Genomic DNA, 21377 nt, shown 5'->3' with positions numbered 1-21377 from the left:
CTCAGCCCCCATCCCCACAGATAACCTCAACCTTTCCATAGGCCAGGAACTCCCGGTTCCTGATGGCAAAGCGCGGGGAAGCCATGATCATGTTTCTCACAGTGTAGAAATCATGTCGGTTCTCAATGGTGATACATCCCTGACTGATGCCAAGAACACCTTTCGGGTGCAGCCGAAAATTTCCCCGTTTCACTTCCTGGCACAGTGTCCAATCATCAATGTCCTGATCGTCCGCAAAAAGGGCCAACCAATCCGACTTATTGCTCCACCAATCGCGCACACGCCCCAATAACCCGCCTGTAGGTCGATCAACGATGAAATAGGTGCCGGGCGGGATCGGTCCCTGCTTTAATAAGCAGGCGGCCGAACATTTATTCATGTTTCCTGGCCGGTCGGAAAAGGCAGGAACAGAAAATCCCAAATGGGAGAAGCGGCTCATCTCCTTATCGTTCAGCATGAATTTCCAATTCATCGAACCCGCCTACCAGATGCCTGAAACCATCAAGTAGATTAGGGCAGAAAAATTCACGCCTCCTCTGCGCTTGCGAATAAGCGACCAAACCCCAAGCATTACCCCTTGCGCGGCGCCCGCATCAGCACGCCATCCACCAGCCCCGGCGGCAGCACGCCCAGCAGCCAGGAGACGGCATAGGTGGGCCAGGGGAAGGCGATGCGGGCGGGGTTGTGGGTCAGGCGCTGGCGGATCAGCCGGGCCGCCGGTGCGGCCTGCATCAGGAAGGGCATGGGGAAGCGGTTCTTGGCCGTGATGCGGCTGACCACGAAGCCGGGGCAGATCACCGTCACGCCGATACCTTGCGGGGCCAGGTCCAGGCGCAGCGCCTCCCCATAGACCCGCACCGCCGCCTTTGACCCGCAATAAGATGCCGCCCCCGGCAGGCCCCGGAAACTGGCGAGCGAGGCCATCAGGGCAATCTGTCCCCTGCCCCGCGCTGTCATGGCCGGGATCAGCGGATGGATACTGTTCAGCACCCCATCCAGATTGACGGCGAAAATCTCCCGCGATTGTTCAGCACTTTCCACCGCCCCGCCGCTGCCCGCCGAAATGCCGGCATTGGCGATGGCCAGATCAATGGGGGCTTCGCCATCGCGGGCGGCCAGCCAATCCGCCATGGCGGATTGGCTGGCCACGTTCAGCACATCCGCCGTCACCAGCGCCCCCTTGGCCCGGCAGGCATCGGCCACCGAGGCCAACCGCCCGGCATCCCGCCCGGTCAACGACAGGCGGATACCGGGGCCGGCATAATCCAGCGCCAGGGCCTCCCCAATGCCGCTGGAAGCGCCGGTGATCATGATATGGGCGGGGTTGCGCATGGGGTGCCATCCTGAAAAACGGAAACGTCATAGGAGCAAATCACACCGCCCACGTCACCCTTTCCCTGCCGGCATCCCTTGTTGAGGACGGCCAAGGGCGATATAAACCGCCGCAATCCTTTTACTTTTCCTGTCCCCCGCGCCCAAGGGTTCCGCATGAACGCCCAAGCCCCCCGTAACAGCGCCAAGGGTGCTGTCACCAGCATGACCGGATTCGCCCGCGCCGATGGCGCGGCCCCCCGTGTGCAATGGGTGGTGGAGGCGCGCAGCGTCAACGGCAAGGGCCGCGACCTGCGCTGCCGCCTGCCCCAGGGGCTGGATGGGCTGGAGCCCGCCATCCGCGCGGCGGTGGAAGCCCGCATCACCCGTGGCAATGTGAATGTGGCACTCAACCTGACGCGAACGGAAACCACCGGTGCCCTGCGCATCAACCGCGACCTGCTGGCCCAGGTGCTGGAACTGGCGCGGGAGATTGCCGGGCCGGACGCCCCGCCGCCTTCCATCGACACGCTGCTGTCGGTGCGCGGCGTGATCGACAGCGGGGAGACGCAGGAGACGGAGGAGGAGCGCGCCGCCCTGGAAAAGTCCATCGCCGCCACGGTGACGATCGCCATCGACCGGCTGGTCACCGCCCGCACGGCGGAGGGCGCGCATCTGGCCATAGTGCTCACGAACCATCTGGCTGAGATTGAGCGGCTGACCGATGCCGCCGCCGCCACGGCCTGCCTGCAGCCCGAGGCCCTGCGCGGCCGCCTGCGCCAGCAAATCGCCGCCCTGTTGGATGCCGTGCCGGCCCTGGCGGAAGAACGGCTGGCGCAGGAGGCCGCCTTGCTGATCGCCAAGGCCGATGTGCGGGAGGAGCTGGACCGGCTGCGCGCCCATATCGCCCAGGCCCGCACCATGCTGGCCGATGGTGGCGCCATCGGCCGCCGGCTGGATTTCCTCTGCCAGGAATTCAACCGGGAGGCCAACACGCTCTGTTCCAAATCCGCCGACGTGGATCTGACCCGCATCGGCATGGACCTGAAAGCCGTGATCGAACAGTTCCGCGAGCAGGTGCAGAATATTGAGTGAGGGGGTTCTACCCGTTCACCTCTTGCCCGCCGTTTCTCAAGACTACAGCGTCTTTCTTCTTCACCGACGTCGCCATCTTCTTCACCGTCATTCCCGCGAAGGCGGGAATCCAGCAAACGCTTCAATTTGAAAGCGCTCGGATGATGGTGCTGTTGTATGGATTCCCGCCTTCGCGGGAATGACGGTGAAGGCGGGCGCTGAGAATGTATCCCCCCAACCAAAGGCCCCCTTCCCCCATGTCCACCCCGTCCGCCGCCCCCGTCACTGCCCGTTCCCAGGTTCGCCGCCGGGGTTTGATGCTGGTGCTGTCCTCCCCCTCCGGTGCCGGTAAATCCACCATTTCCAAGCGGATGCTGGCGCTGGACGCCAACCTGTCCATGTCGGTTTCCGTCACCACCCGCCCGATGCGGCCGGGGGAAGTGGACGGCAAGGATTATTACTTCATCGACAAGGCCGCGTTTGAAGCGCGGGTGGCGCGTGGGGAGCTGCTGGAACATGCCCAGGTCTTCACCAACTATTACGGCACGCCCAAGGGGCCGGTGGAAGACGCGCTGCGCGCCGGGCGCGATGTGCTGTTCGACATTGACTGGCAGGGCACCCAGCAGCTGAGCGAATCCGCCGGCGATGATCTGGTGCGCATCTTCATCCTGCCGCCCAGCGCGGCGGAACTGGAGCGCCGGCTGACCAACCGGGGCCAGGATACGGCCGAGGTGATCGCCCACCGCATGGCCAAGGCCAATGACGAGATGAGCCACTGGTCCGAATATGATTATGTGATCGTGAATGAGGATGTGGAGGTCAGCGTGGCAGCCGTGCAGGCCATCCTGACCGCCGAACGGCTGAAGCGCCGCCGTCAGGTGGGCCTGACGGAATTCGTCCGGGCGCTTCAGGTGGGCCAGGGCTGAAAGCTACAGATGACCCGTTAGGCACGCCTGAAAAATCTCTATCTCTCTCTTTCACGCTGACCTTTGTCAGCGTGATCTTTCCATTCCCCTCACCGTCACCCCGGCCTTCGCCGGGGTGACGGTGAGGATGCAGTAAGATTTTGATAATAAATAAAAACCATCAGCCGGTCACTGAACCGCTGGGAGCCCCTCCCGCCGGCCGCCGATCAGGAACTCCTTGTTCCCCTCCGGCCCGGTGATGGGGCTTTCGGCGATGCCCAGCACGGTCCAGCCGGGCTGGGCGGCCAGCCAGGCGCTGATCCGGTCGCAGACTTCCTGGTGCAGTTCCGGTTCGCGCACCACCCCGCCCTTGCCCACGCGGCCCTTTCCCACCTCAAACTGCGGTTTGATCAGGGCAACGAGAAAGGAACCGGGCCGCGTCAGCGCCATGGCCGCCGGCAGCACGGTTTCCAGCCCGATGAAGCTGGCATCGCAGACCACGATATCCAGCGGATCGGGCACCTGTTCGGCGGTCAGATGGCGGGCGTTGGTTTTCTCCATCACCACCACGCGGGCATCCTCGCGCAGCTTCCAGGCCAATTGGCCATGGCCGACATCGACGGCATAGACCTTGGCGGCGCCGCGCGTCAGCAGCACATCGGTGAAGCCACCGGTGGAGGCGCCGACATCCATCGCCACCATGCCGGTGGGATCGATGCCGAACTGGTCCAGCCCCTTCACCAGCTTCAACCCGCCCCGGCTAACCCAGGGATGGTCCTGGCCCTTGACATGCAGGGCTTGATCTTCGGGCACCTGATCGCCGGCCTTGTCGATGCGGCGCGTATCGGCATAGACCAGCCCGGCCAGGATCAGGGCCTGGGCCTTGGACCGGCTTTCGGCTAATCCGCGATCAACCAAAGCCTGATCGACCCTCACTTTTGGCACTTTGGACATAGGCTTGGACTTCGTGGTAATCATTCTGCCACAGGAATAGTCTTATCGAGCTGGATAAGCCACATGAAGCGCGTCATTCTCTTCGCATCTCTGACCATCGCCGCCCTTTCCCTTTCCGGCTGCAATACCGTGGAAGGCGTGGGCAAGGACATCAAAAGCGCCGGCAAGGCCATCGAAAGTGGCGCCAACGGGGCGAAGTAAGGCCCTTACGCCGTGAGGACCGGGGGAGAGGCGGCGAAAATCTTCGTCACCTCATCCGCCGTCAGTTCCCGCCATTCCCCCTCTGCCAGATCGCCCAGAACCAGCCCGCCGACGGCGTGGCGGTGCAGGCTTTCCACATGGTTGCCGACAGCGGCGAACATGCGGCGGATCTGGTGGTAACGCCCCTCCTGAATGGTCAGCCGCGCCCGCTTCTCCCCCAGCACTTCCAGGCTGGCCGGCAGCAGGGGCGTCTTTTCCGATTTCAGCATCAGCGTGCCGCTGGCAAACACCGCTGCCTCCTCCCCCGTCAGCGGGCGGGCCAGTTCCGCCTCATAGACCTTGGGCACATTGGCCTTGGGCGAGATGATGCGGTGCAGCAACTGGCCATCATCGGTCAGCAGCAACAGGCCCGTCGTGTCGCGGTCCAGCCGGCCGACAGGGGCCATGATCGGGTTGCGATATTCAAACCGCTCCGGCAACAATTCATAGACGACGCGGCCCGGATCGCTGGTGGAACAAGTGTAGCCGGCCGGTTTGTGCAGCATCAGCACCGTGCCCTGCGGCGGGTCCAGCGGCTCATCATCAATCAGGATATCGCCATGGTCGGCCTTGTCATCGGCCGCCAGTGCGGTGCCGTCGCGCCGGGTGACACGCCCCTCCCGCAGCAGCATTTTCACATCGCGCTGGCTGCCATAGCCCAGATTGGCGATCAGCCGGACGAGACGCATAGGGGTATTCCTTGGGGGTGATGATGGTAAAAATCGCTGCTCTCTCTACCGTCACCCCGGCGCAGGCCGGGGTCCAGGGGCCACAAGCGCTTTGCTCTACGAACCTGGACCCCGGCCTGCGCCGGGGTGACGGTGGTATTTGGCAGAAATGGCGCGCGCCCTCAAACCGGGGCCGGCTCCAGCGCCTCACCGGGTTTCAGCCACCAGGAGGCCTCGGCCAGCTTGCCTTCAAACAGTTCCAGCATCGGGCGCTTCATGCGGTCGATCAGGCCCCAATCATGGGTGGCGACCACCACCGTGGTGCCCTGCTTGTTCAACTCAATGAACAGCCGCATGATTTTCAGCGACATGTCGCGGTCGATATTGCCGGTGGGCTCGTCCGCGACAATCAGTTGCGGGCTGTTGATGACGGCGCGGGCCACCGCGACCAACTGTTTCTGACCGCCCGACAGGGTGGGCGGCAGGGCGTGCAGCTTGTCGGCCAGCCCGACCCAGGCCAGCAGGTCGCCCACCCCTTCCCGCACATGTTTTTCATCATGCCCGGCAATGCGCAGCGGCAGTGCCACATTGTCGAACACGGTCATATGGTCCAGCAGGCGGAAATCCTGGAACACCACGCCAATGCGCCGGCGCAGGTCCGGCAGCTTGGCGCGCGGCACCTTGGAAAGCTGTTCGCCAAACAGTGTGATCAACCCGCGCGACGGGCGCTCTGACAGGTATAACAGCTTCAACAGGCTGGATTTGCCGGCCCCGGTGGGGCCGGTCAGGAACTGGAATGAACCGGGGGCCAGCTCAAAACTCAGGTCGCGCAACACCTCCGGCCCATTGCCGTAGCGCAATCCCACATTCTCGAAACGGACCACCCGGCACGCTCCCTTGCTTCAACCCTGGAAAAACAGGGCGAATATTAAACGCAGCCGGCGCCGACCGCTTCAACCGGCGAGCCAGCGTGAACGCTTTCGCGCACCGGCACCAGCCCCACCCGTTCAAACGAAGCCAGCGTCTCCTCAGCCCAGGATTTCAGGTCGGTCAGGCCGCTATGGCCGGTCCAGACATCAATGCCGAACCGCTTTTCCAGGTCATTCTCGGTCAGCTTCAGCGCGTCGCGGACAGAAATCAGCTCCCGCTCCAGCAGGGTCCAGATATCGCTTTCGCAGCGCTTCATGGTGACGATATGCACGCCCATGTTCTGGAACGCCTTCAACCGCTTGAAGGCGCTGTCATTTTCATAGGCACCGAAGCCGCCCGCCACCTCGTTCAGCACCACATAGCGGCGACCGATGGGCAGCCACTCATTCTTGTCGAAGCTGTACTGGATCAGGGCGCGCGCATCCTCGATCGCCTGCCCCTCGGCCTTGGTGGTCACCACCAGATCGATGGGCGGGGAATTGCGGCGGCGCAGCAGGGAACCGGCGTTGCGCGCCTCTGCCCAGGCAAACAGTTCGGCGGCCACATTGGCGCCGACATCGATGATATAGCCGCCTTCCAGCACGGTGCGGCCGAACTCATCCCAATATTTGATGGCCAGATTCGGGTCGGTGGAGCTTTTCACCTTGGTCAGGTCTTCGCCGATTCCCAGTTCCTTCACATGGTGGAACAGGCGGCCGAACTTGGACCGGTTGTTCAGGCTGTCGCTATCCGCGGCGGCGAGCTTGACCGGCACGCCCTTCTGCTCGTGCTGCAGCACAAGCAGTTGCGCCGTCAGGGTCTTGCCCTGACCACCCGTCTTCGCCATCGAGATGAAGGTCCGCGTCATTCCAGTAATCTCCTGCGCCCAGCCTTGATCTTGTTGCAGATCGCACCCCGGTTCCGGTCCCCCTGGCGGGGTGCGGCCCGCGAGCGCGGAATCGTTACCCGTTTTCAGCGGCCCCTTCAATGGCGGTGGCCGTCGCTTGCCCGTTTTTGCCACAGCTACTCCCGCTTTCACACTTCCGTCAGTCGCGGCATCAGCTCCACAAGGTTGCAGGGACGATGCCGATTGTCCAACTGCCATTTCAAAATCAGGTCCCAGCCATCGCGGCAGGCGCTGGGGCTGCCCGGCAGGGCAAACAGATAGGTACCGCCGGCCAGCCCGCCGGTGGCGCGCGATTGCAGGGCCGAGGTGCCGATCTTCTCAAAAGACAGCCAGCGGAACATCTCGCCAAACCCGTCGATCTTCTTCTCAAACAGGCTTTCAAAGGCCTCCGGCGTCACGTCGCGGCCGGTCAGGCCGGTGCCGCCGGTGGAGATGACGACATCGATCTGCGGATCGGCGATCCAGCGGCGCAGATGGTCGACAATGGCGCGCACATCGTCGCGCACGATGGCGCGGTCGGCCAGATTATGCCCATCGGCCGTCAGCCGCTCCGCCAGCGTGTCGCCGGATTTGTCGGTCGTCAGGTCGCGCGTGTCCGACACGGTCAGCACGGCGATATTCACGGGCAGGAAGGGGCGGCTTTCATCAATACGGGCCATGGCGGCACCTCCGGTCAAACGGGCGGACAGGGGCAGGATCAGGCTTCCACCCGCTCCACATCAGAAACATCATTCACCAGCCCTGCCGCCTGCACCCACCAGTGCGGGCGGGCGCGGGTGATCAACTGCGCGGCCAGCATGGCCGTTTCCGCATCGGCATAAAGCCCGAAGCAGGTGGCCCCGCTGCCCGACATGCGGGCCAGCAGGCTGCCCGGCGTGGCATCCAGGGCTGCCAGCACCTCCGCCACCGCCGGGCACAGGCTTTGCGCGGCCAGCGTCAGGTCGTTGCGGCGCTGCTGCAGCGCGCGGGCCAGTTCAACCACATCATCCGGCATGGGGTCCAGCCGGTCAGCATTGGAATAGGCCCCGGTGCGGGCGCCGAACACTTTGGCCGTATGCAGCCCGGCGCCGGGATTGACCAGCACCACCCAGGCTTCCGGCAGGTCGGGCGCTGGGGTCAGCACCGTGCCGGTCTCCGCGAAATAGGCGGTGCGCCCGGCCAGACAGACCGGCACATCGGCCCCCAGTTTCGGCGCCACCGCCGCCAGGGCCGGATGATCAGCGGGCAATTCCCACAAGTCCGCCAGGGCGCGCAGGGCGGCGGCGGCATCGGCCGACCCGCCGCCGATGCCCGATGCCACCGGCAGGTTTTTCACCAACGTCACCGCCACATCGGGGGCCCGGCCCAGTTCCGCCGCCAGCGCCTTCACCGCCTTTGCCACCAGATTGCTGTCCGTATCCTCCATCAACAAAGGCAGGGCAAAGGGCCCCTGGATGGACAGGCTAAAATAGCCGGATGGGGCCACTTCCACCACATCATGCGCGCTGGCAAAGGCCACCAGACTGTCCAGCCGGTGATAGCCATCGGCGTTACGCCCCAGCACATGGAGATAGAGATTAAGCTTCGCGGCGGCGGCGGCACGGATCAACGGCATGGCGGGCGGACCCATCGAATGGCTGTTGCAAACTGTTTACTTGGTACTTCCAATAGGGCGCGATATCCAGGATTGTCACCACGCGGGATGATACGCCATGGACCTGAAGCCTTTCATTCCCTATCTCGCCATCGGTCTGGCCATTTTATTGCTGGCCCGCCGCACCCGCAGCGCGCGCCGGGTACGCGGCTGGGCCATTTTGCTGGTGCTGGGCCTGCTGACCCTTGCCATCGCCTTCTATGTCTATGGCCATATCATGGTCGGGCCGCATGTCAGCGGCCTGGGTGGGCTGGCGATTATCGCGGCCCTGCTGGGTGGCATCGGCTGCGGCCTTTATGCCGTCCGGCATATCCACCTGTTCCGCGATCCGGAAACCGGCCAGCCCATGTCGCGGCTGACCGTCACCGGCTTGCTGTTCATCGTCGCTCTGGTGGTGGTGAAACAGGGGGCGCGGCATCTGGGGCTGGAAAGCCCGGATGAACATGGCTTCGGCCTGCTGTCGGACAGCCTGTTCGCGCTGGCCATGGGCACCGTCTTCACCCGTCAAATTCTGTTGCTGCGCCGGGCACGGGCGCTGCCCCCGCACGGCGCCACCGCCTGAAACCACCTGAAACCATAAGGGGCTGCGGCAAACGCGACCCCGCTTTTCGTTCAGCCTTTCCAGCCGACAACCAGAAAAAGAGCAATCCCATGCACAGTCACACCCGTTTGCGGACCCGTCTGGCCGGGGCCGCCGCCATTGCCCTGTTTGCGGCATGTGCCCCCCTCAGCTTCGCCCAGGCCCAGCAGGCACCCGCCGCCGCCGCCAGTACGGCCAAGGTGGATGAACGCTATGTCTGGGATTTGACGACCCTCTATAAGGACCGCGCCGCCTGGGATGCGGAGCGCAAGGCCATTGCCGCCGAACTGCCCTCGCTGGCAGCGCTGCAGGGCACGCTGGGCAAGGATGCCGCCAGCCTGCGCACCGCCCTGGACAAACTGTCCGCCATCCGGCTGCGCATGAACCGGCTGTCGGTCTATATGTCCACCCAGTTCAGCACCGATGCCCGCGATCAGGCCGCCCAAGAGGGCAGCAATCTCGTGCGTCAGCTGAACGCTGATATCGGTGCCGCCACCGCCTGGCTGGACCCGGAAATCCAGGAACTGGGGGCCGAGAAGGTGGAGGCCTTCATCAAGGCCGACAAGGGGCTGGAAAAACACGCAGTCGGCCTGCGCGACACGTTGCGCATGAAGGCCCATACCCTGGGCCACGAGACAGAGGCCGCCCTGGCTGCCGTGGGCCCTGCCATGTACAATGCGGGCTCCACCTATCAGCTGCTCACCAGCTCCGATATTGACTGGCCCAGCGTCACCCTGCCTGACGGGTCGAAGGTGAAGGTCAATCAGGTGGGCTATTCCAAGCTGCGGGAAAACCCCGACCGGGCCGTGCGCAAGCTGGCCTTTGATACGTTCTGGGGCAAGTTCGGCCAATACACCAACACCGATGGCAGCCTGCTGGCCAACCGCATCCAGGCCGGCGTGGCCATGGCCAAGCTGCGCAACTATCCCAGTGCGGTCGCCGCCTCCCTGGCCGCCAACGACATCCCGGAAAGCGTTTACCGCACCCTGGTGGCAGAGGCAAACAAGGGTCTGCCGACCCTGCACCGCTATCTGAAGATTCGGCAGAAGATGCTGAACCTGCCCGATCTGAACTATTACGATATCTATCCGCCCATCGTGGCGCTGGACCGCAAGTTCCCGATTGAAGAGGCCAAGAGCCTGACCCTGGCCGCCACCAAGCCGCTGGGCAAGGAATATGCCCGCAATCTGGAAGAGGCGCTGAAGGGCCGCTGGATGCATGTCTACCCGTCGGATACCAAGCGCCCCGGCGCCTATCAGACCGGTGTTTACGGCGTGCATCCGTTCGTGTTCCTGAACCATCAGGATACGTTCGACAGCGTGTCGACCTTCGCCCATGAATGGGGCCATGGGATGCACACCAAGCTGGCCGATGCCGCCCAGCCCTATGAAACCTCCGACTATTCCCTGTTCGTGGCCGAAGTTGCCTCCATCACCAACGAGGTGCTGCTGGCCGACTACATGCAAGGCCGGGCCAAGACGCGGGAAGAAAAGCTGTTCTTCCTGGGCCATGAGCTGGACAGCATCCGCAGCACCTTCTTCCGTCAGACCATGTTCGCCGAATTCGAACTGGCCACGCATGACGCCATGGAACGTGGGGAAGCCCTGTCGGGCCGCAAGATGAATGAGATCTATTGCGACCTGCTGAAGCGCTATCACGGCGACAAGGAAGGGGTGATGAAGATCGACCCGGCCTATTGTGCCGAATGGCAGATGGTCAACCATTTCTACCGTCCCTTCTATGTCTACCAGTACGCCACCTCCATGGCGGCGGCGGCCTATTTTGGCGAACAGATCGGCAAGGGCGGGGAGAAGGAGCGGGATCGTTACCTGTCGGTGCTGAAGGCCGGCGGTTCGCAATATCCCTATCAGTTGCTGAAGCAGGCGGGCGTGGATCTGGCCACCCCTGTGCCCTATCAGGCCCTGATCCGTCGCATGGACAAGATCATGGATGAGGTTGAGAAGCTGTTGGCGGAAAAGAAGTAACAGGGGTCCACTTACCCCCGCCGGTGTCTTTGCCGGCGGGGGTAAGTGTCTTCCCCCTTGGCCCGGTGCCGCCCAGCCGGCTATCATCCCGGCTATCATGAGCGATTTCCTCCCCGATCCCCCCCGCCCCGGCAGCAACCTGCCCGAACTGTCCGTCAGCGACCTGTCGCGCGCCCTGAAGCGCACGGTGGAGGAGGCGTTCGGCTATGTCCGCGTGCGCGGAGAGATCAGCCAGCCCAAGCGCCACACCTCCGGCCATCTCTATCTGCGGCTGAAGGATGATGCGGCGGTGATTGAGGCCGTCTGCTGGAAGGGCGTGGTCGCCCGGCTGGCCATCCGCCCGGAAGAGGGGATGGAGGTCATTTGCACCGGCAAGCTGACGACATATCCCGGCCGCAGCCAATATCAGCTTGTCATCGACAGCATGGATCTGGCGGGCGAAGGCGCCCTGCTGAAAATGCTGGAGGAGCGCAAGCGCCGGCTGGCCGCCGAAGGCCTGTTCGCGCCGGAACGCAAGAAACCCCTGCCCTTCCTGCCGCGCACCATCGGCGTCATCACCAGCCCGACCGGTGCCGTCATCCGCGATATTCTGCACCGGCTGGCCGACCGCTTCCCCCGCCATGTCCTGCTCTGGCCCGTGGCCGTGCAGGGCGAAGGGGCGGCGGCCCAGGTGGCCCGCGCCATCCAGGGCTTCAACAGCCTGGAGGCGGGGGGCCGCGTGCCCCGGCCCGATCTGCTGATCGTGGCGCGCGGGGGCGGCAGCCTGGAAGATCTGATGGCCTTTAATGAGGAAATCGTGGTGCGGGCGGCCGCCGCCAGCCAGATTCCGCTGATTTCCGCCGTGGGCCATGAAACCGACACCACCCTGATCGATTTTGCCGCCGACCGCCGCGCCCCCACCCCCACCGCTGCCGCCGAAATGGCCGTACCGGTGCGCAGCGAATTGCTGGCCCAGGTGCTGGATGACAGTCGGCGTCTGCACGGCTGCATGACCCGCGCGCTGGAATTGCGCCGCCAGCATGTGGCCGGGCTGGCGCGGGGCCTGGGCGATCCGCAAGCCCTGCTGGAGGGGCTGGTGCAGCGGCTGGATGACCGGGCCGAACGGCTGGAACTGGCCATGCGCGGCGGGCTGGAACGCCGGGGCGTGGCCGTGCGCCAGCTGGCACTGAAGCTGCGCCACCCGCGTGAAGTACTGCAAATGGCCCGGCTGCGGCTGGAAACCGGCGGGCGTGGGTTGCGCGCCGGGCTGGCCACCGCCAACAGGCTGGCCGATGGCCGTTATCAGGCGCTGGCCCAGCGGCTGAACCTGGATTATCTGCGCCGCGATCTGGGCAAGGCGTCCGAGCGGCTGGCCGATCTGCCGCCCCGGCTGGACCGCGCCTATGCCGCCCGCCTGCGCGCGGGCGGGGATAAATTGGCCAACCTGTCGCAATTGCTGGAGAGCTATTCCTATCGCGGGGTGCTGGCGCGCGGATTCGCCCTGGTCACCGATGGGGATGGCGCGCCCGTCACCAGGGCAGACAGCACCCACCCCGGCATGGCGGTGGCTATCGCCTTTGCTGATGGCAAGGTGGCAGCACTGATCGGTGAGGCCGGGACCTCTCCCCCACCGGCCGAAGCGGAGGGAGACCAACGCGTGCCCGCACGCAGGCGCAGCACCCGCTCCGCCAAAGAACAGGGCAGCCTGTTCTGACCAATTCATCCTCACGCGGGCAAAACGCCCCATCACAGCAACCTAACCCAAAGGGTGGCCTTCTCCCGCTGTGCGGTGCAAACAGGCATGGTAAGCTCCGGCCAACATCGCTTCTCCTTGAGCGTCAGGCGCAGGATGCCGATCAGAACCGGAAATTTCGCAGCCAGACTATATATTTGGCTCGCCACGTTTCTTGCCGTGGGTCTGTTATCCATCATTCTGGGCCAGCTGGTCGAGGATAGGGGGAAGACCCGCGCTGCTGCCGTGGCATCCGCCAGTAATGTCGGCAATGCCCTGGCCACCGATATTGCCGGTTCCATCGCCACGCTGGAACGGATGCTGTTGGGCGTGCGCGGTGCCATCGCCGCCGGTGACAAACAGCTCGCGCGCGAACGGCTGGATATGTTGCTGCTGGCCATGCCCGACGCGGTGAAGCTGAGCGGGGCCACCGATGCCGGCGGCCATATCGTGCTGGGTAATGCCGGCAGTGATTACGAACAGCAGAGCCTCAACTGGCGCCCCTATTTCATCCGCCATCAGGCGAATCCGGATCGTGGGCTCTATATTTCCGGCCCCTATGCGTCACTGTCCGACGGCACCCCGATGATCGTCGCCAGCCTGCGGCTGGATGATGCGCAAGGGCAGTTTGCCGGGGTGCTGGTTGCCGGTATCCAGCTGAGTTATTTCAACAAGCTGTTTGACCGTATCGCGGTGGAATCCGGCGGTTCCATGACCCTGTTCACCGACAAGGGGGTTGTCATCGGGCGCCGCCCCTATGATCCCCAGGTGATCGGGCGCGATCTTTCGAAATTTCCGGGGGTCAAGCGCGCCCTGGCGGGTGAGCGGACATTTGAAGATGTGGCCGCCATCGATAATGTTGAACGGCTTTATGTTTCCACGCCGATCGGCGGTTACCCGCTCTTCATCAATGTCGCCCAGTCAACCGAAACCATCTTTGAACATTGGACCGCCAAGACCATCACCATCGGTTTGACCACCGCCCTGCTGGTGGGTGGGATGATCCTGCTGGTCTGCCTGTTCTATTGTGAAAATGGCCGCCGGGGGGAGGTGCAGATGCAGCTGGCGGAGGCCAACCGGCAATTGCATCAGGCCGCAGAAACCGATGCCCTGACCGGCATTGCCAACCGCCGCCAGGTGGAACGGCTTCTTGCCCAATATGGCAAGGCCGGGTCGAAGGATTTCAGCGTGCTGATGCTGGATATCGACCTGTTCAAACATTTCAACGATCAGTACGGGCATGAGGCGGGGGACAAGGCCCTGCATCAGGTTGCCCAGACCCTGGCCGATTCCCTGCCCGGCGACCACGATCTCGTTGCCCGCTATGGCGGAGAGGAATTCATCATCCTGCTGCCCGGCAGCAGCATCGGCAATGCCCAGACCGTGGCGGAGCATCTACGGGCGCGGGTGGCCGCCCTGCAAATCCCCCACGCAACCAGCCCGTTCCACAATGTCACCGTCAGCATCGGGCTGGCCGGCACCAGCAACCTGAACGATCTGCCGCCCGAAGAACTGGTGCGGCTGGCCGACAAGGCGCTGTACCGCTCCAAGCAGACCGGCCGCAACCGGGTGACCGTCAGCCCTTTTGTCCAGCCCAAGGCCAATGATTCCTACCAAGCTGCCTAAAGCTTCACCTTTAAGCAGCTTGGTGGCCGGCGACCGCCGGCCCGGCACCTGAGGAAGATTAAAGTATCAGACAGCGCCCGCGACGTGGCGTAGGAACAGGATGCGCGCCTGGGTATAGGCGCGTTCATCCAGCATCGCAAAACCCGGCGGAACGGTCAGCGGGTCACGCTCCCCCACCTCCACACAGACCAGGGCACCGGGCGCCAGCCAGCCCGCCGCCGACAGGGCGGTGAGTGCTGGCGGGGCCAGATCCTGCGCATAGGGCGGGTCCAGAAAGGCCAATGTCGCCGCCGCCGGGGCCACCGGCGGCTTGCCGGCATCCCCCAGGATGAAGCGGCAACGCGCCGTCACCCCCAGGCTTTCGGCATTGCGCCGCGCCATATCCAGCGACGGGCGGGCCTTGTCCAGCAGCAGGGCGCTGGCACCCCCGCGTGACAATGCCTCCAGCGCCAGGGCACCGGTGCCGCAAAAGGCATCCAGCACCACGGCGCCGTCCAGCACATCGCCGCCATCGGCCGCCCAATCGCCATGGGCCAGAATGTTGAACAGGGATTGCCGGGTCCGGTCGCTGGTGGGGCGCACATCGCGCCCCGTCGGTGCCTCCAGCCGCCGGCCGCGCAACTCACCGCCGACGATTCGCACCCTTGCCCCCTGCATCACCGCGCGGCCCCTTGGCCGGGGTGGGTTTATCACTGGCGGGCTTGGCTGCAGCCGCCGGCTTGGGCGAGCGACGCGGCGCCGCCGGCCCATCCGCCGGGATATCGCCCTTGGACAGTGCCCGGTCCATCGCCGCCACCGCCTTGCGGGCCGAATCGCTCAGGCCCGCCGCGGCGGCGCGGCGCTCGGCGGCATTGGCCGGGCGGGCTTCCGCCGTCGGCTTGGCTGCGGCCCCCGCTGTGCGGGCCGGCTTAGGCTTGCCGCCCAGCATCCGTTCCACATTGTCGCGCGCCTTGGCCGCCGACGGGCGGGCGGCTTGCCTGGGCCCGCCCTTGGTGGCGGCGGCCGGGGCCTGTTCCGCCATGGCCTTGGGCAAGCGGTCATAGCGCATACGCGGCGCAGGCTTTGGCGCCGCACCGGGGGCGGGCGGCTCCACCGCATCGGCGGGGAAGAAATCGGGGATCTGCTCACGCAGCACGCGGCGCGGCACTTCTTCCACCTGGCCGCGATCCAGCTTGCCCAACTGGAACGGGCCATAGGCGACGCGGATCAGCCGGCTGACCGGCAGGCCCAGATAATCGAACACGCGGCGAACCTCTCGGTTCTTGCCCTCGCGCAGGCCCACGGTCAGCCAGGAATTATAGCCGACGGTGCGGTCGATCACCGTTTCGATGGGGCCATAGGCGATGCCATCCACCACCACCCCTTCGGCCAGCCGGCGCATGGTTTCCGGCGTCGGCGTGCCATGCACGCGGATGCGGTAACGACGCAACCAGCCGGTGCTGGGCAGTTCCAGGAAGCGGGCCAGCTCCCCATCATTGGTCAGCAGCAACAGCCCTTCGGACGACAGATCCAGCCGGCCCACCGACACCACGCGCGGCAGGTCGCCCGGCAGATTGTCGAACACGGTGGCGCGGCCCTGTTCATCGCGGGCCGTCGTCACCAGCCCCTCGGGCTTGTGGTAGCGCCACAGGCGCGTCGGCTCCGGCTCGGCCACGGCCTTGCCATCCACCACGATGCGGTCGCCATCGCGCACCAGAAAGGCGGGGCTGTCCAGCACCCGCCCATTCACCGACACGCGGCGGTCGGCGATCAGCTTTTCAGCGTCGCGCCTGGAGCAGACACCGGCACGGGCAAGACGTTTGGCAACGCGTTCACCCCCCGGCAGGGGGGCGGCATCGGTCGTTTCGGCATCATCGGCGACGTCTTCGACGGCCACCTGATGCAAGGGATCATACGGAATACGGGACATGGTGGCGGACTTTACGCGGGAGCCTGCCCCAGGTAAAGCGCCGCCACCCCTGCACCCTCACAGGTCAGGCGTTCCAAGTACGCCGGTCAGCATCGACCGATGTTGTACCGGTATTGCCCAGCTTCTCATTCTCACCCGGATGGGGCGGTTCGCCCGTCAACAGGGCCTTGGCATAGCCATAGAGGAAAACCATGCTGGCGGATGGGCTGTCCCAATATTCCGCCGCTTCTGCGGTGACGGTGATCAGCGCCATGTCGGGATCGTCGGTGCCTTTGGGGAACCAGGTGCGCATCGGCTCCCGCCACAATTCCTTCATCAGCCCGCGATCGGTCACCACCCGCGCATGGCCGGAAACAGAGACATAGTTCTGGTCTCCGGGCTTGGCGAAGGCCAAGCCGACATGGGTATCCCGCCCGATCTCCGCCACCTTGGAGGAGGAGCGGCGGGTGAAGAAATACAGGCTGCCATCAAACAGGTCATTGCTGCACCACATGGGCCGGGCGCGAAGGTGGTCGCCATCGAATGTGGTCATCATCGCCACATCGATATCCTTGATCATGCTCCACAGCTTGTCGGCCTTGGGGTCAGTGCCGGGGGTGATACGCGCGGGCTGGCGGAGATCGTCGCTCATGGGGCATTCCTTAGCGTTTGGCTTTCGGGGATCGTCCCTTTGCCAACGCCCTGCCCGCCCGCCGGTTCCCCCGCTTGACGCGCCGGGCCCCACCAGGGCAGCCTTGCCCACATCATGTCACAGCCGCCCCCTGCACCCCCGTCCGCCAGCCCCATGGACCTCGCCTTCGCCGAAGCAGCAGCCGCCGCCGCCCGCGGCGAGGTGCCGGTGGGTGCTGTGATCCTGGACCCGCGCGACGGCCGCATCCTGGCCAGCGCCGGTAACCGGACGGAGGAACTGGCCGACCCCACCGCCCATGCCGAAATCCTGACCATCCGCGCAGCAGCGGCCAGCCTGGGCAGCGCCCGCCTGCCCGGCCTTGACCTGTATGTAACGCTGGAGCCGTGCGCCATGTGCGCGGCGGCGATCAGTTTCGCCCGCCTGCGCCGGGTCTATTTCGGCGCTTATGATCCCAAGGGCGGGGCCGTGGATCACGGCCCCCGCTTCTTCCAGCAGCCCACCTGCCACCACGCCCCGGAAACCTATGGCGGTTTCCAGGAGCGCCGGGCGGCGGAACAACTGCGCGCCTTCTTCAAGGAACGGCGCTGACGGTCACACCACCTGATGGGCCTGCAGCTTCTCCATCAACGGCCCCTGCCATTCCGCCGGCACCGGCTCGGCTTTGGTGATCCAGTTATAGATGTCAGGGTCTGGATTCTCCATCAGCGCCTCATAGGCATCCACTTCCGCCTCGCTCATCCCGGCCAGATATTGCCGGGCGAAGCTGCCCATCAGCAGGTCCATTTCCTTGGTGCCGCGATGTTCGCTGCGGAAAATCAGGCGCTTGCGACGATTATCCAGTTCCATCTCGCTCATCTCTGCCATCATCGGGGTTCCAGTTCCAATTAACGGTAGGATATAGAGCCCCCACGGCTTTCTGTCAGCCACCCCGCTTCGTTTCGCCCTACGAAGCCAGATGTTCCTTGAACGCCTCTCCCATCAGTAACGCCCAACCAGCCCCGGCTGAGCCCACCGCGTCGGCAAAAGCACCCAACAATGTGCCCCGACCCCACGGGGTTATGGATGGTTCCCGATAGCAATTTTCTTATGTTTTACTGTTTTGATCGCATGAATACCGTACTTGCTTTCCATCTTTCCACTATGCACCATGAAAAAAGGGGGCCGAAGAACGGCCCCCTTGCGGTAAAGTCCCGCGACTAACTCTTGTGCTGATTATTCGGGCCGCTTGAACAGTTCCTTTACCTGAGCCACCCCCGTTTCCGTGGTCGAGTAATAGGCCCAGATATATTCGCCGCCCGCACCTTCATTGAGATCACAGCCGACATGCTGAAGGCCGGGGATCTGCGGGGGTACGGATTGATTGGTCACGACAAAGGCCAGAGACTGGATCGGCGGCTGACCAACATCATAATTCCAATACATGTAAATGTACTTCCCGCCAGCCCCGCTATTCAAATCCGCCGGAGACCAGAACCAACCTGGAATGCTGTTCTTCTGCTCAGAACTGTAGGCAATGAAGTTCACGTTTGTAATCGGCTGGCTACCGTTGGTCTGATAGCCGACATAGATGTATTTTCCACCAACGGTGCTGTTCAGGTCCGTCAGATAGAAATCCCAGCCCGGCTGATAGAGGGGGCCGCGCTCGCTATCGACCTGTACAGTGAGGTTCGTCAAAGCCATTTTGATCTCCGTTAATTATCATTAACACATCAAAATCGATGCGTTAGTGATATGATTAACGCCTAAAAAATTGCAACGTCAACCTGTATTTTAATATCAATTTTGATTTTTTCGTTAAAATTGTGACACGAACGGAGAGCCATACAATTCAAAATTGTCTCCTGTCGCCATATGGGGGCCGGCGCAAGCCTCCCATTTTCTATTGAAAACCCCAATAGATACATATTGTTATGATATTAAGCGACTTTAAGTTTCGTATTTTTTTACATTATGCGCGGGGCGTGGGGCACGGCCGGCGATGGTCCATGGATGCAGATGCGCCCGGTCCAATGAATTCAGCCTATCGGTATTTTCCATTCGAGCGCATTGCTGAGCCGCGCCGCCGTCGGACAGGACCAACAGCCCGTCGACCATTTCAACACGGCTGTCCTGGGTCTGCGGTCCCGCCCGCAACACCCCCGCCGCCGCTGATACGAACAATCAATCTGGGCTTCTGGCCGCTGCGTGCGATATAGACGCTATGGTCAGCCACCCCGCTTCGTTTCGCCCTACCGGAGCCCGCCCTTTGCGCCCCGTCATCCTGTTCCCCCTTTTCGCCCCCATCACCAGCCTGCCGGGCCTGGGGCCGCGTCTTGGCAAGCTGGCGGAGCGGCTGGCCGGCCCGCATGTGGTGGATTTGCTGTGGCACAAGCCGGTCGGCATCGTCGACCGCATCGCCGTGCCGTCGATCAGCGAGGCGCCGGAGGGGCGCAATGTGGTGCTGACCGTACGGGTGGATGGGCATATGCCGCCGCTGGCCCCCAACCGGCCCTACCGCATCCGCTGTATGGACCATACCGGCCTGATGGATCTGGTTTATTTCCACATCAAGGGCGACTGGCTGAAGGAAAAGCTGCCCGTCGGCAGCCTGATCACCGTCTCCGGCAAGGCGGAATATTATAATAACCAACTTCAGATCGCCCACCCGGACCATGCCGCCCCGGTGGAGGATGGCGCCCCCGCCACCTCTGCCGTTGAACCCACATATCCCCTGACCGGCGGCCTGAACCCCAAGCCGCTGCGCAACGCCATCCAGGCGGCCCTTGCCCGCGCCCCACAACTGCCGGAATGGCAGGATGCGGCCTGGCTGAAGCGGCGCGACTGGCCGGATTGGCACAGCGCGCTCACCCGCCTGCACAACCCGGTGGATGAGGCGGATATCAACCCGCTTGGCCCCGTGCGCCAGCGTCTGGCCTATGATGAGTTGTTGGCCAACCAATTGGCGCTGGCCCTGGTGCGCGCCGCGCAGAAGAAGCTGGCCGGCCGCGTGGTGGAAGGTGATGGTCGCCTGCGCGCCCAGATCACAGCCGCCCTGCCCTATCAACTGACCCACGCCCAGGCCCGCTCCCTGGCGGAGATTTACGCCGACATGGCCCAGCCATCGCGCATGTTGCGGCTGTTGCAGGGCGATGTCGGCAGCGGCAAGACCGTGGTGGCGCTGATGGCGCTGCTGAACGCGGTGGAAACCGGGGCGCAGGGGGCGCTGATGGCCCCCACCGAAATCCTGGCCCGCCAGCACGCCGAAACCCTGGCCCCCTTGTGCGAAGCCGCCGGCGTTCGGCTGGCCGTGCTGACCGGGCGCGACAAGGGCAAGGCGCGGGCGGCCCTGCTGGAAAAGCTGGCGGCGGGGGAGATCGACATCCTGATCGGCACCCATGCTTTGTTTCAGGAGGAGGTGGCCTTTGCCGATCTGGCGCTGGCGGTGATCGACGAACAGCACAAGTTCGGCGTTCACCAGCGCCTGCAACTGGCGGCCAAGGGGCGCGGGGTGGATACGCTGGTGATGACGGCGACACCGATTCCCCGCACCCTGACCCTGACCGCCTATGGCGATATGGATGTCTCCCGCCTGGATGAGAAGCCGCCGGGCCGCCAGCCGGTGAAAACCGTAGTGATGCATTCGGATCGGCTGGAAGAGGTGGTATCCGGCCTGCCCCGCGCCATCGGGTCCGGCCAGCGCATCTATTGGGTGTGCCCGCTGGTGGATGAAAGCGAACAGGTCGATCTGGCCGCCGCCACCCATCGCCACGCCACCCTGCTGGAACGGTTCGGCGACCGGGTGGGCCTGATCCATGGCAAGATGAAGGGGCCGGAAAAGGATGCCGTGATGGCCGCCTTTGCCGAGGGGCGCCTGGATATTCTGGTGGCCACCACGGTGATTGAGGTTGGCGTGAATGTGCCGGAAGCCACCATCATGATCATTGAACATGCCGAACGCTTCGGCCTGGCCCAGCTGCACCAGTTGCGCGGCCGGGTGGGCCGCGGTTCCGGTGCCTCCACCTGCCTGCTGCTCTATTATCAGCCATTGGGCGAGGTCGCTCGCCAGCGCCTGCAGGTGATGAAGGAGACGGAAGACGGCTTCCTGATCGCCGAAAAAGACCTGGAACTGCGCGGTGCCGGCGAAATGCTGGGCACCAAGCAATCCGGCATCCCGGAATTCCGGCTGGCCGATGTGGCCGTGCATGGGGAATTGCTGGCGGTCGCGCGCGATGACGCCAAACTGATCATCGAGCGCGACCCGGAACTGGCATCCGAACGCGGGGTGGCGCTGCGGACGCTGCTTTATCTGTTTGAGCGGGATGCAGCGGTGAAGTATTTGCGGTCGGGGTAATCTT

At 64.1% G+C, this 21377-nt stretch carries 22 protein-coding genes; 9 read left to right on the top strand and 13 right to left on the bottom strand.

Features of this window, described 5'->3' with window-relative positions; genetic code table 11:
- Position 1 precedes the first annotated feature (1 nt).
- Positions 2-457: a DUF2778 domain-containing protein gene (locus tag PCJ49_RS09630; protein WP_269910742.1), complete on the bottom strand. Its 456-nt coding sequence runs from the start codon at positions 455-457 to the stop codon at positions 2-4.
- 113 nt (positions 458-570) lie between these two features.
- Positions 571-1332, bottom strand: coding sequence for an SDR family NAD(P)-dependent oxidoreductase (locus PCJ49_RS09625; RefSeq protein ID WP_269910741.1), 762 nt, complete (start codon positions 1330-1332; stop codon positions 571-573).
- Between the two features lie 156 nt (positions 1333-1488).
- On the opposite strand from PCJ49_RS09625, the gene PCJ49_RS09620 reads away from it, so the two are divergent.
- Together PCJ49_RS09620 and gmk are read left to right on the top strand one after the other, a co-directional pair.
- Positions 1489-2406 carry a YicC/YloC family endoribonuclease gene (locus tag PCJ49_RS09620; protein WP_269910740.1) on the top strand — a complete coding sequence of 306 codons (918 nt, stop codon included), beginning with the start codon at positions 1489-1491 and terminating at the stop codon, positions 2404-2406.
- 236 nt (positions 2407-2642) lie between these two features.
- Complete coding sequence (gene gmk / locus PCJ49_RS09615; RefSeq protein WP_089287996.1) at positions 2643-3311, top strand: guanylate kinase; 669 nt, start codon at positions 2643-2645, stop codon at positions 3309-3311.
- A 168-nt stretch (positions 3312-3479) separates the two neighbouring features.
- Here the strand turns inward: gmk and PCJ49_RS09610 are convergent, their stop codons facing one another.
- Complete coding sequence (locus PCJ49_RS09610) at positions 3480-4235, bottom strand: TlyA family RNA methyltransferase (protein ID WP_269910882.1); 756 nt, start codon at positions 4233-4235, stop codon at positions 3480-3482.
- Between the two features lie 72 nt (positions 4236-4307).
- Between PCJ49_RS09610 and PCJ49_RS09605 the strand changes: the two genes are divergently transcribed.
- Entirely contained in the window at positions 4308-4445 is a 138-nt protein-coding gene (locus tag PCJ49_RS09605) for an entericidin A/B family lipoprotein (RefSeq protein WP_089287997.1), read from the top strand.
- A 5-nt stretch (positions 4446-4450) separates the two neighbouring features.
- Here PCJ49_RS09605 and PCJ49_RS09600 read toward each other — a convergent pair whose 3' ends face one another.
- The 5 genes from PCJ49_RS09600 to PCJ49_RS09580 form a co-directional block, all read right to left on the bottom strand.
- Positions 4451-5173, bottom strand: a complete 723-nt coding sequence (locus PCJ49_RS09600; protein ID WP_269910739.1) for a 16S rRNA pseudouridine(516) synthase — start codon at positions 5171-5173, stop codon at positions 4451-4453.
- 161 nt (positions 5174-5334) lie between these two features.
- Complete coding sequence (ftsE, locus tag PCJ49_RS09595; protein ID WP_269910738.1) at positions 5335-6036, bottom strand: cell division ATP-binding protein FtsE; 702 nt, start codon at positions 6034-6036, stop codon at positions 5335-5337.
- Between the two features lie 44 nt (positions 6037-6080).
- Entirely contained in the window at positions 6081-6929 is an 849-nt protein-coding gene (locus PCJ49_RS09590; RefSeq protein WP_269910737.1) for a hypothetical protein, read from the bottom strand.
- 167 nt (positions 6930-7096) lie between these two features.
- On the bottom strand, positions 7097-7627 hold the full coding sequence (gene moaB, locus PCJ49_RS09585) for a molybdenum cofactor biosynthesis protein B (RefSeq protein ID WP_269910736.1): 531 nt from the start codon (positions 7625-7627) through the stop codon (positions 7097-7099).
- A gap of 38 nt (positions 7628-7665) precedes the next feature.
- Positions 7666-8562 (bottom strand): 4-(cytidine 5'-diphospho)-2-C-methyl-D-erythritol kinase, encoded by an 897-nt coding sequence (locus PCJ49_RS09580; RefSeq protein WP_269910735.1) that lies wholly within the window; start codon positions 8560-8562, stop codon positions 7666-7668.
- A 97-nt stretch (positions 8563-8659) separates the two neighbouring features.
- Here PCJ49_RS09580 and PCJ49_RS09575 point away from each other — a divergent pair, with 97 nt between their 5' ends.
- From PCJ49_RS09575 to PCJ49_RS09560, 4 genes are all read left to right on the top strand, one after another.
- On the top strand, positions 8660-9163 hold the full coding sequence (locus PCJ49_RS09575; protein WP_269910734.1) for a hypothetical protein: 504 nt from the start codon (positions 8660-8662) through the stop codon (positions 9161-9163).
- 89 nt (positions 9164-9252) lie between these two features.
- Positions 9253-11166 carry an oligoendopeptidase F gene (pepF, locus tag PCJ49_RS09570; protein ID WP_269910733.1) on the top strand — a complete coding sequence of 638 codons (1914 nt, stop codon included), beginning with the start codon at positions 9253-9255 and terminating at the stop codon, positions 11164-11166.
- Between the two features lie 97 nt (positions 11167-11263).
- Positions 11264-12859 (top strand): exodeoxyribonuclease VII large subunit, encoded by a 1596-nt coding sequence (xseA, locus tag PCJ49_RS09565; protein WP_269910732.1) that lies wholly within the window; start codon positions 11264-11266, stop codon positions 12857-12859.
- A gap of 198 nt (positions 12860-13057) precedes the next feature.
- On the top strand, positions 13058-14503 hold the full coding sequence (locus PCJ49_RS09560) for a diguanylate cyclase (RefSeq protein WP_269910731.1): 1446 nt from the start codon (positions 13058-13060) through the stop codon (positions 14501-14503).
- A gap of 66 nt (positions 14504-14569) precedes the next feature.
- Here PCJ49_RS09560 and PCJ49_RS09555 read toward each other — a convergent pair whose 3' ends face one another.
- The 3 genes from PCJ49_RS09555 to PCJ49_RS09545 form a co-directional block, all read right to left on the bottom strand.
- A complete protein-coding gene (locus tag PCJ49_RS09555) occupies positions 14570-15160 on the bottom strand; it encodes an RsmD family RNA methyltransferase (protein ID WP_269910730.1) in 591 nt (196 codons plus the stop codon).
- Positions 15126-16412: a pseudouridine synthase gene (locus tag PCJ49_RS09550; protein ID WP_269910729.1), complete on the bottom strand. Its 1287-nt coding sequence runs from the start codon at positions 16410-16412 to the stop codon at positions 15126-15128. Before PCJ49_RS09550 ends, PCJ49_RS09555 begins: the two co-directional genes overlap by 35 nt.
- A 64-nt stretch (positions 16413-16476) precedes the next feature.
- A complete protein-coding gene (locus tag PCJ49_RS09545; RefSeq protein WP_269910728.1) occupies positions 16477-17043 on the bottom strand; it encodes a pyridoxamine 5'-phosphate oxidase family protein in 567 nt (188 codons plus the stop codon).
- 114 nt (positions 17044-17157) lie between these two features.
- Here PCJ49_RS09545 and PCJ49_RS09540 point away from each other — a divergent pair, with 114 nt between their 5' ends.
- Positions 17158-17631 (top strand): nucleoside deaminase, encoded by a 474-nt coding sequence (locus PCJ49_RS09540; RefSeq protein ID WP_269910727.1) that lies wholly within the window; start codon positions 17158-17160, stop codon positions 17629-17631.
- A gap of 3 nt (positions 17632-17634) precedes the next feature.
- Here PCJ49_RS09540 and PCJ49_RS09535 read toward each other — a convergent pair whose 3' ends face one another.
- Both PCJ49_RS09535 and PCJ49_RS09530 read right to left on the bottom strand, forming a co-directional pair.
- Positions 17635-17910, bottom strand: a complete 276-nt coding sequence (locus PCJ49_RS09535; protein WP_200819892.1) for a succinate dehydrogenase assembly factor 2 — start codon at positions 17908-17910, stop codon at positions 17635-17637.
- Positions 17911-18255: 345 nt separating this feature from the next.
- On the bottom strand, positions 18256-18723 hold the full coding sequence (locus tag PCJ49_RS09530) for a hypothetical protein (protein ID WP_269910726.1): 468 nt from the start codon (positions 18721-18723) through the stop codon (positions 18256-18258).
- Positions 18724-19288: 565 nt separating this feature from the next.
- Here PCJ49_RS09530 and recG point away from each other — a divergent pair.
- Positions 19289-21373 (top strand): ATP-dependent DNA helicase RecG, encoded by a 2085-nt coding sequence (recG, locus tag PCJ49_RS09525; RefSeq protein ID WP_269910725.1) that lies wholly within the window; start codon positions 19289-19291, stop codon positions 21371-21373.
- The last annotated feature ends 4 nt before the right edge of the window (positions 21374-21377 follow it).

Origin of the sequence: Niveispirillum sp. BGYR6, from assembly GCF_027568365.1 — a bacterium.
Lineage (GTDB): Bacteria > Pseudomonadota > Alphaproteobacteria > Azospirillales > Azospirillaceae > Niveispirillum.
This window is presented reverse-complemented; position numbering and strand designations above follow the sequence as displayed.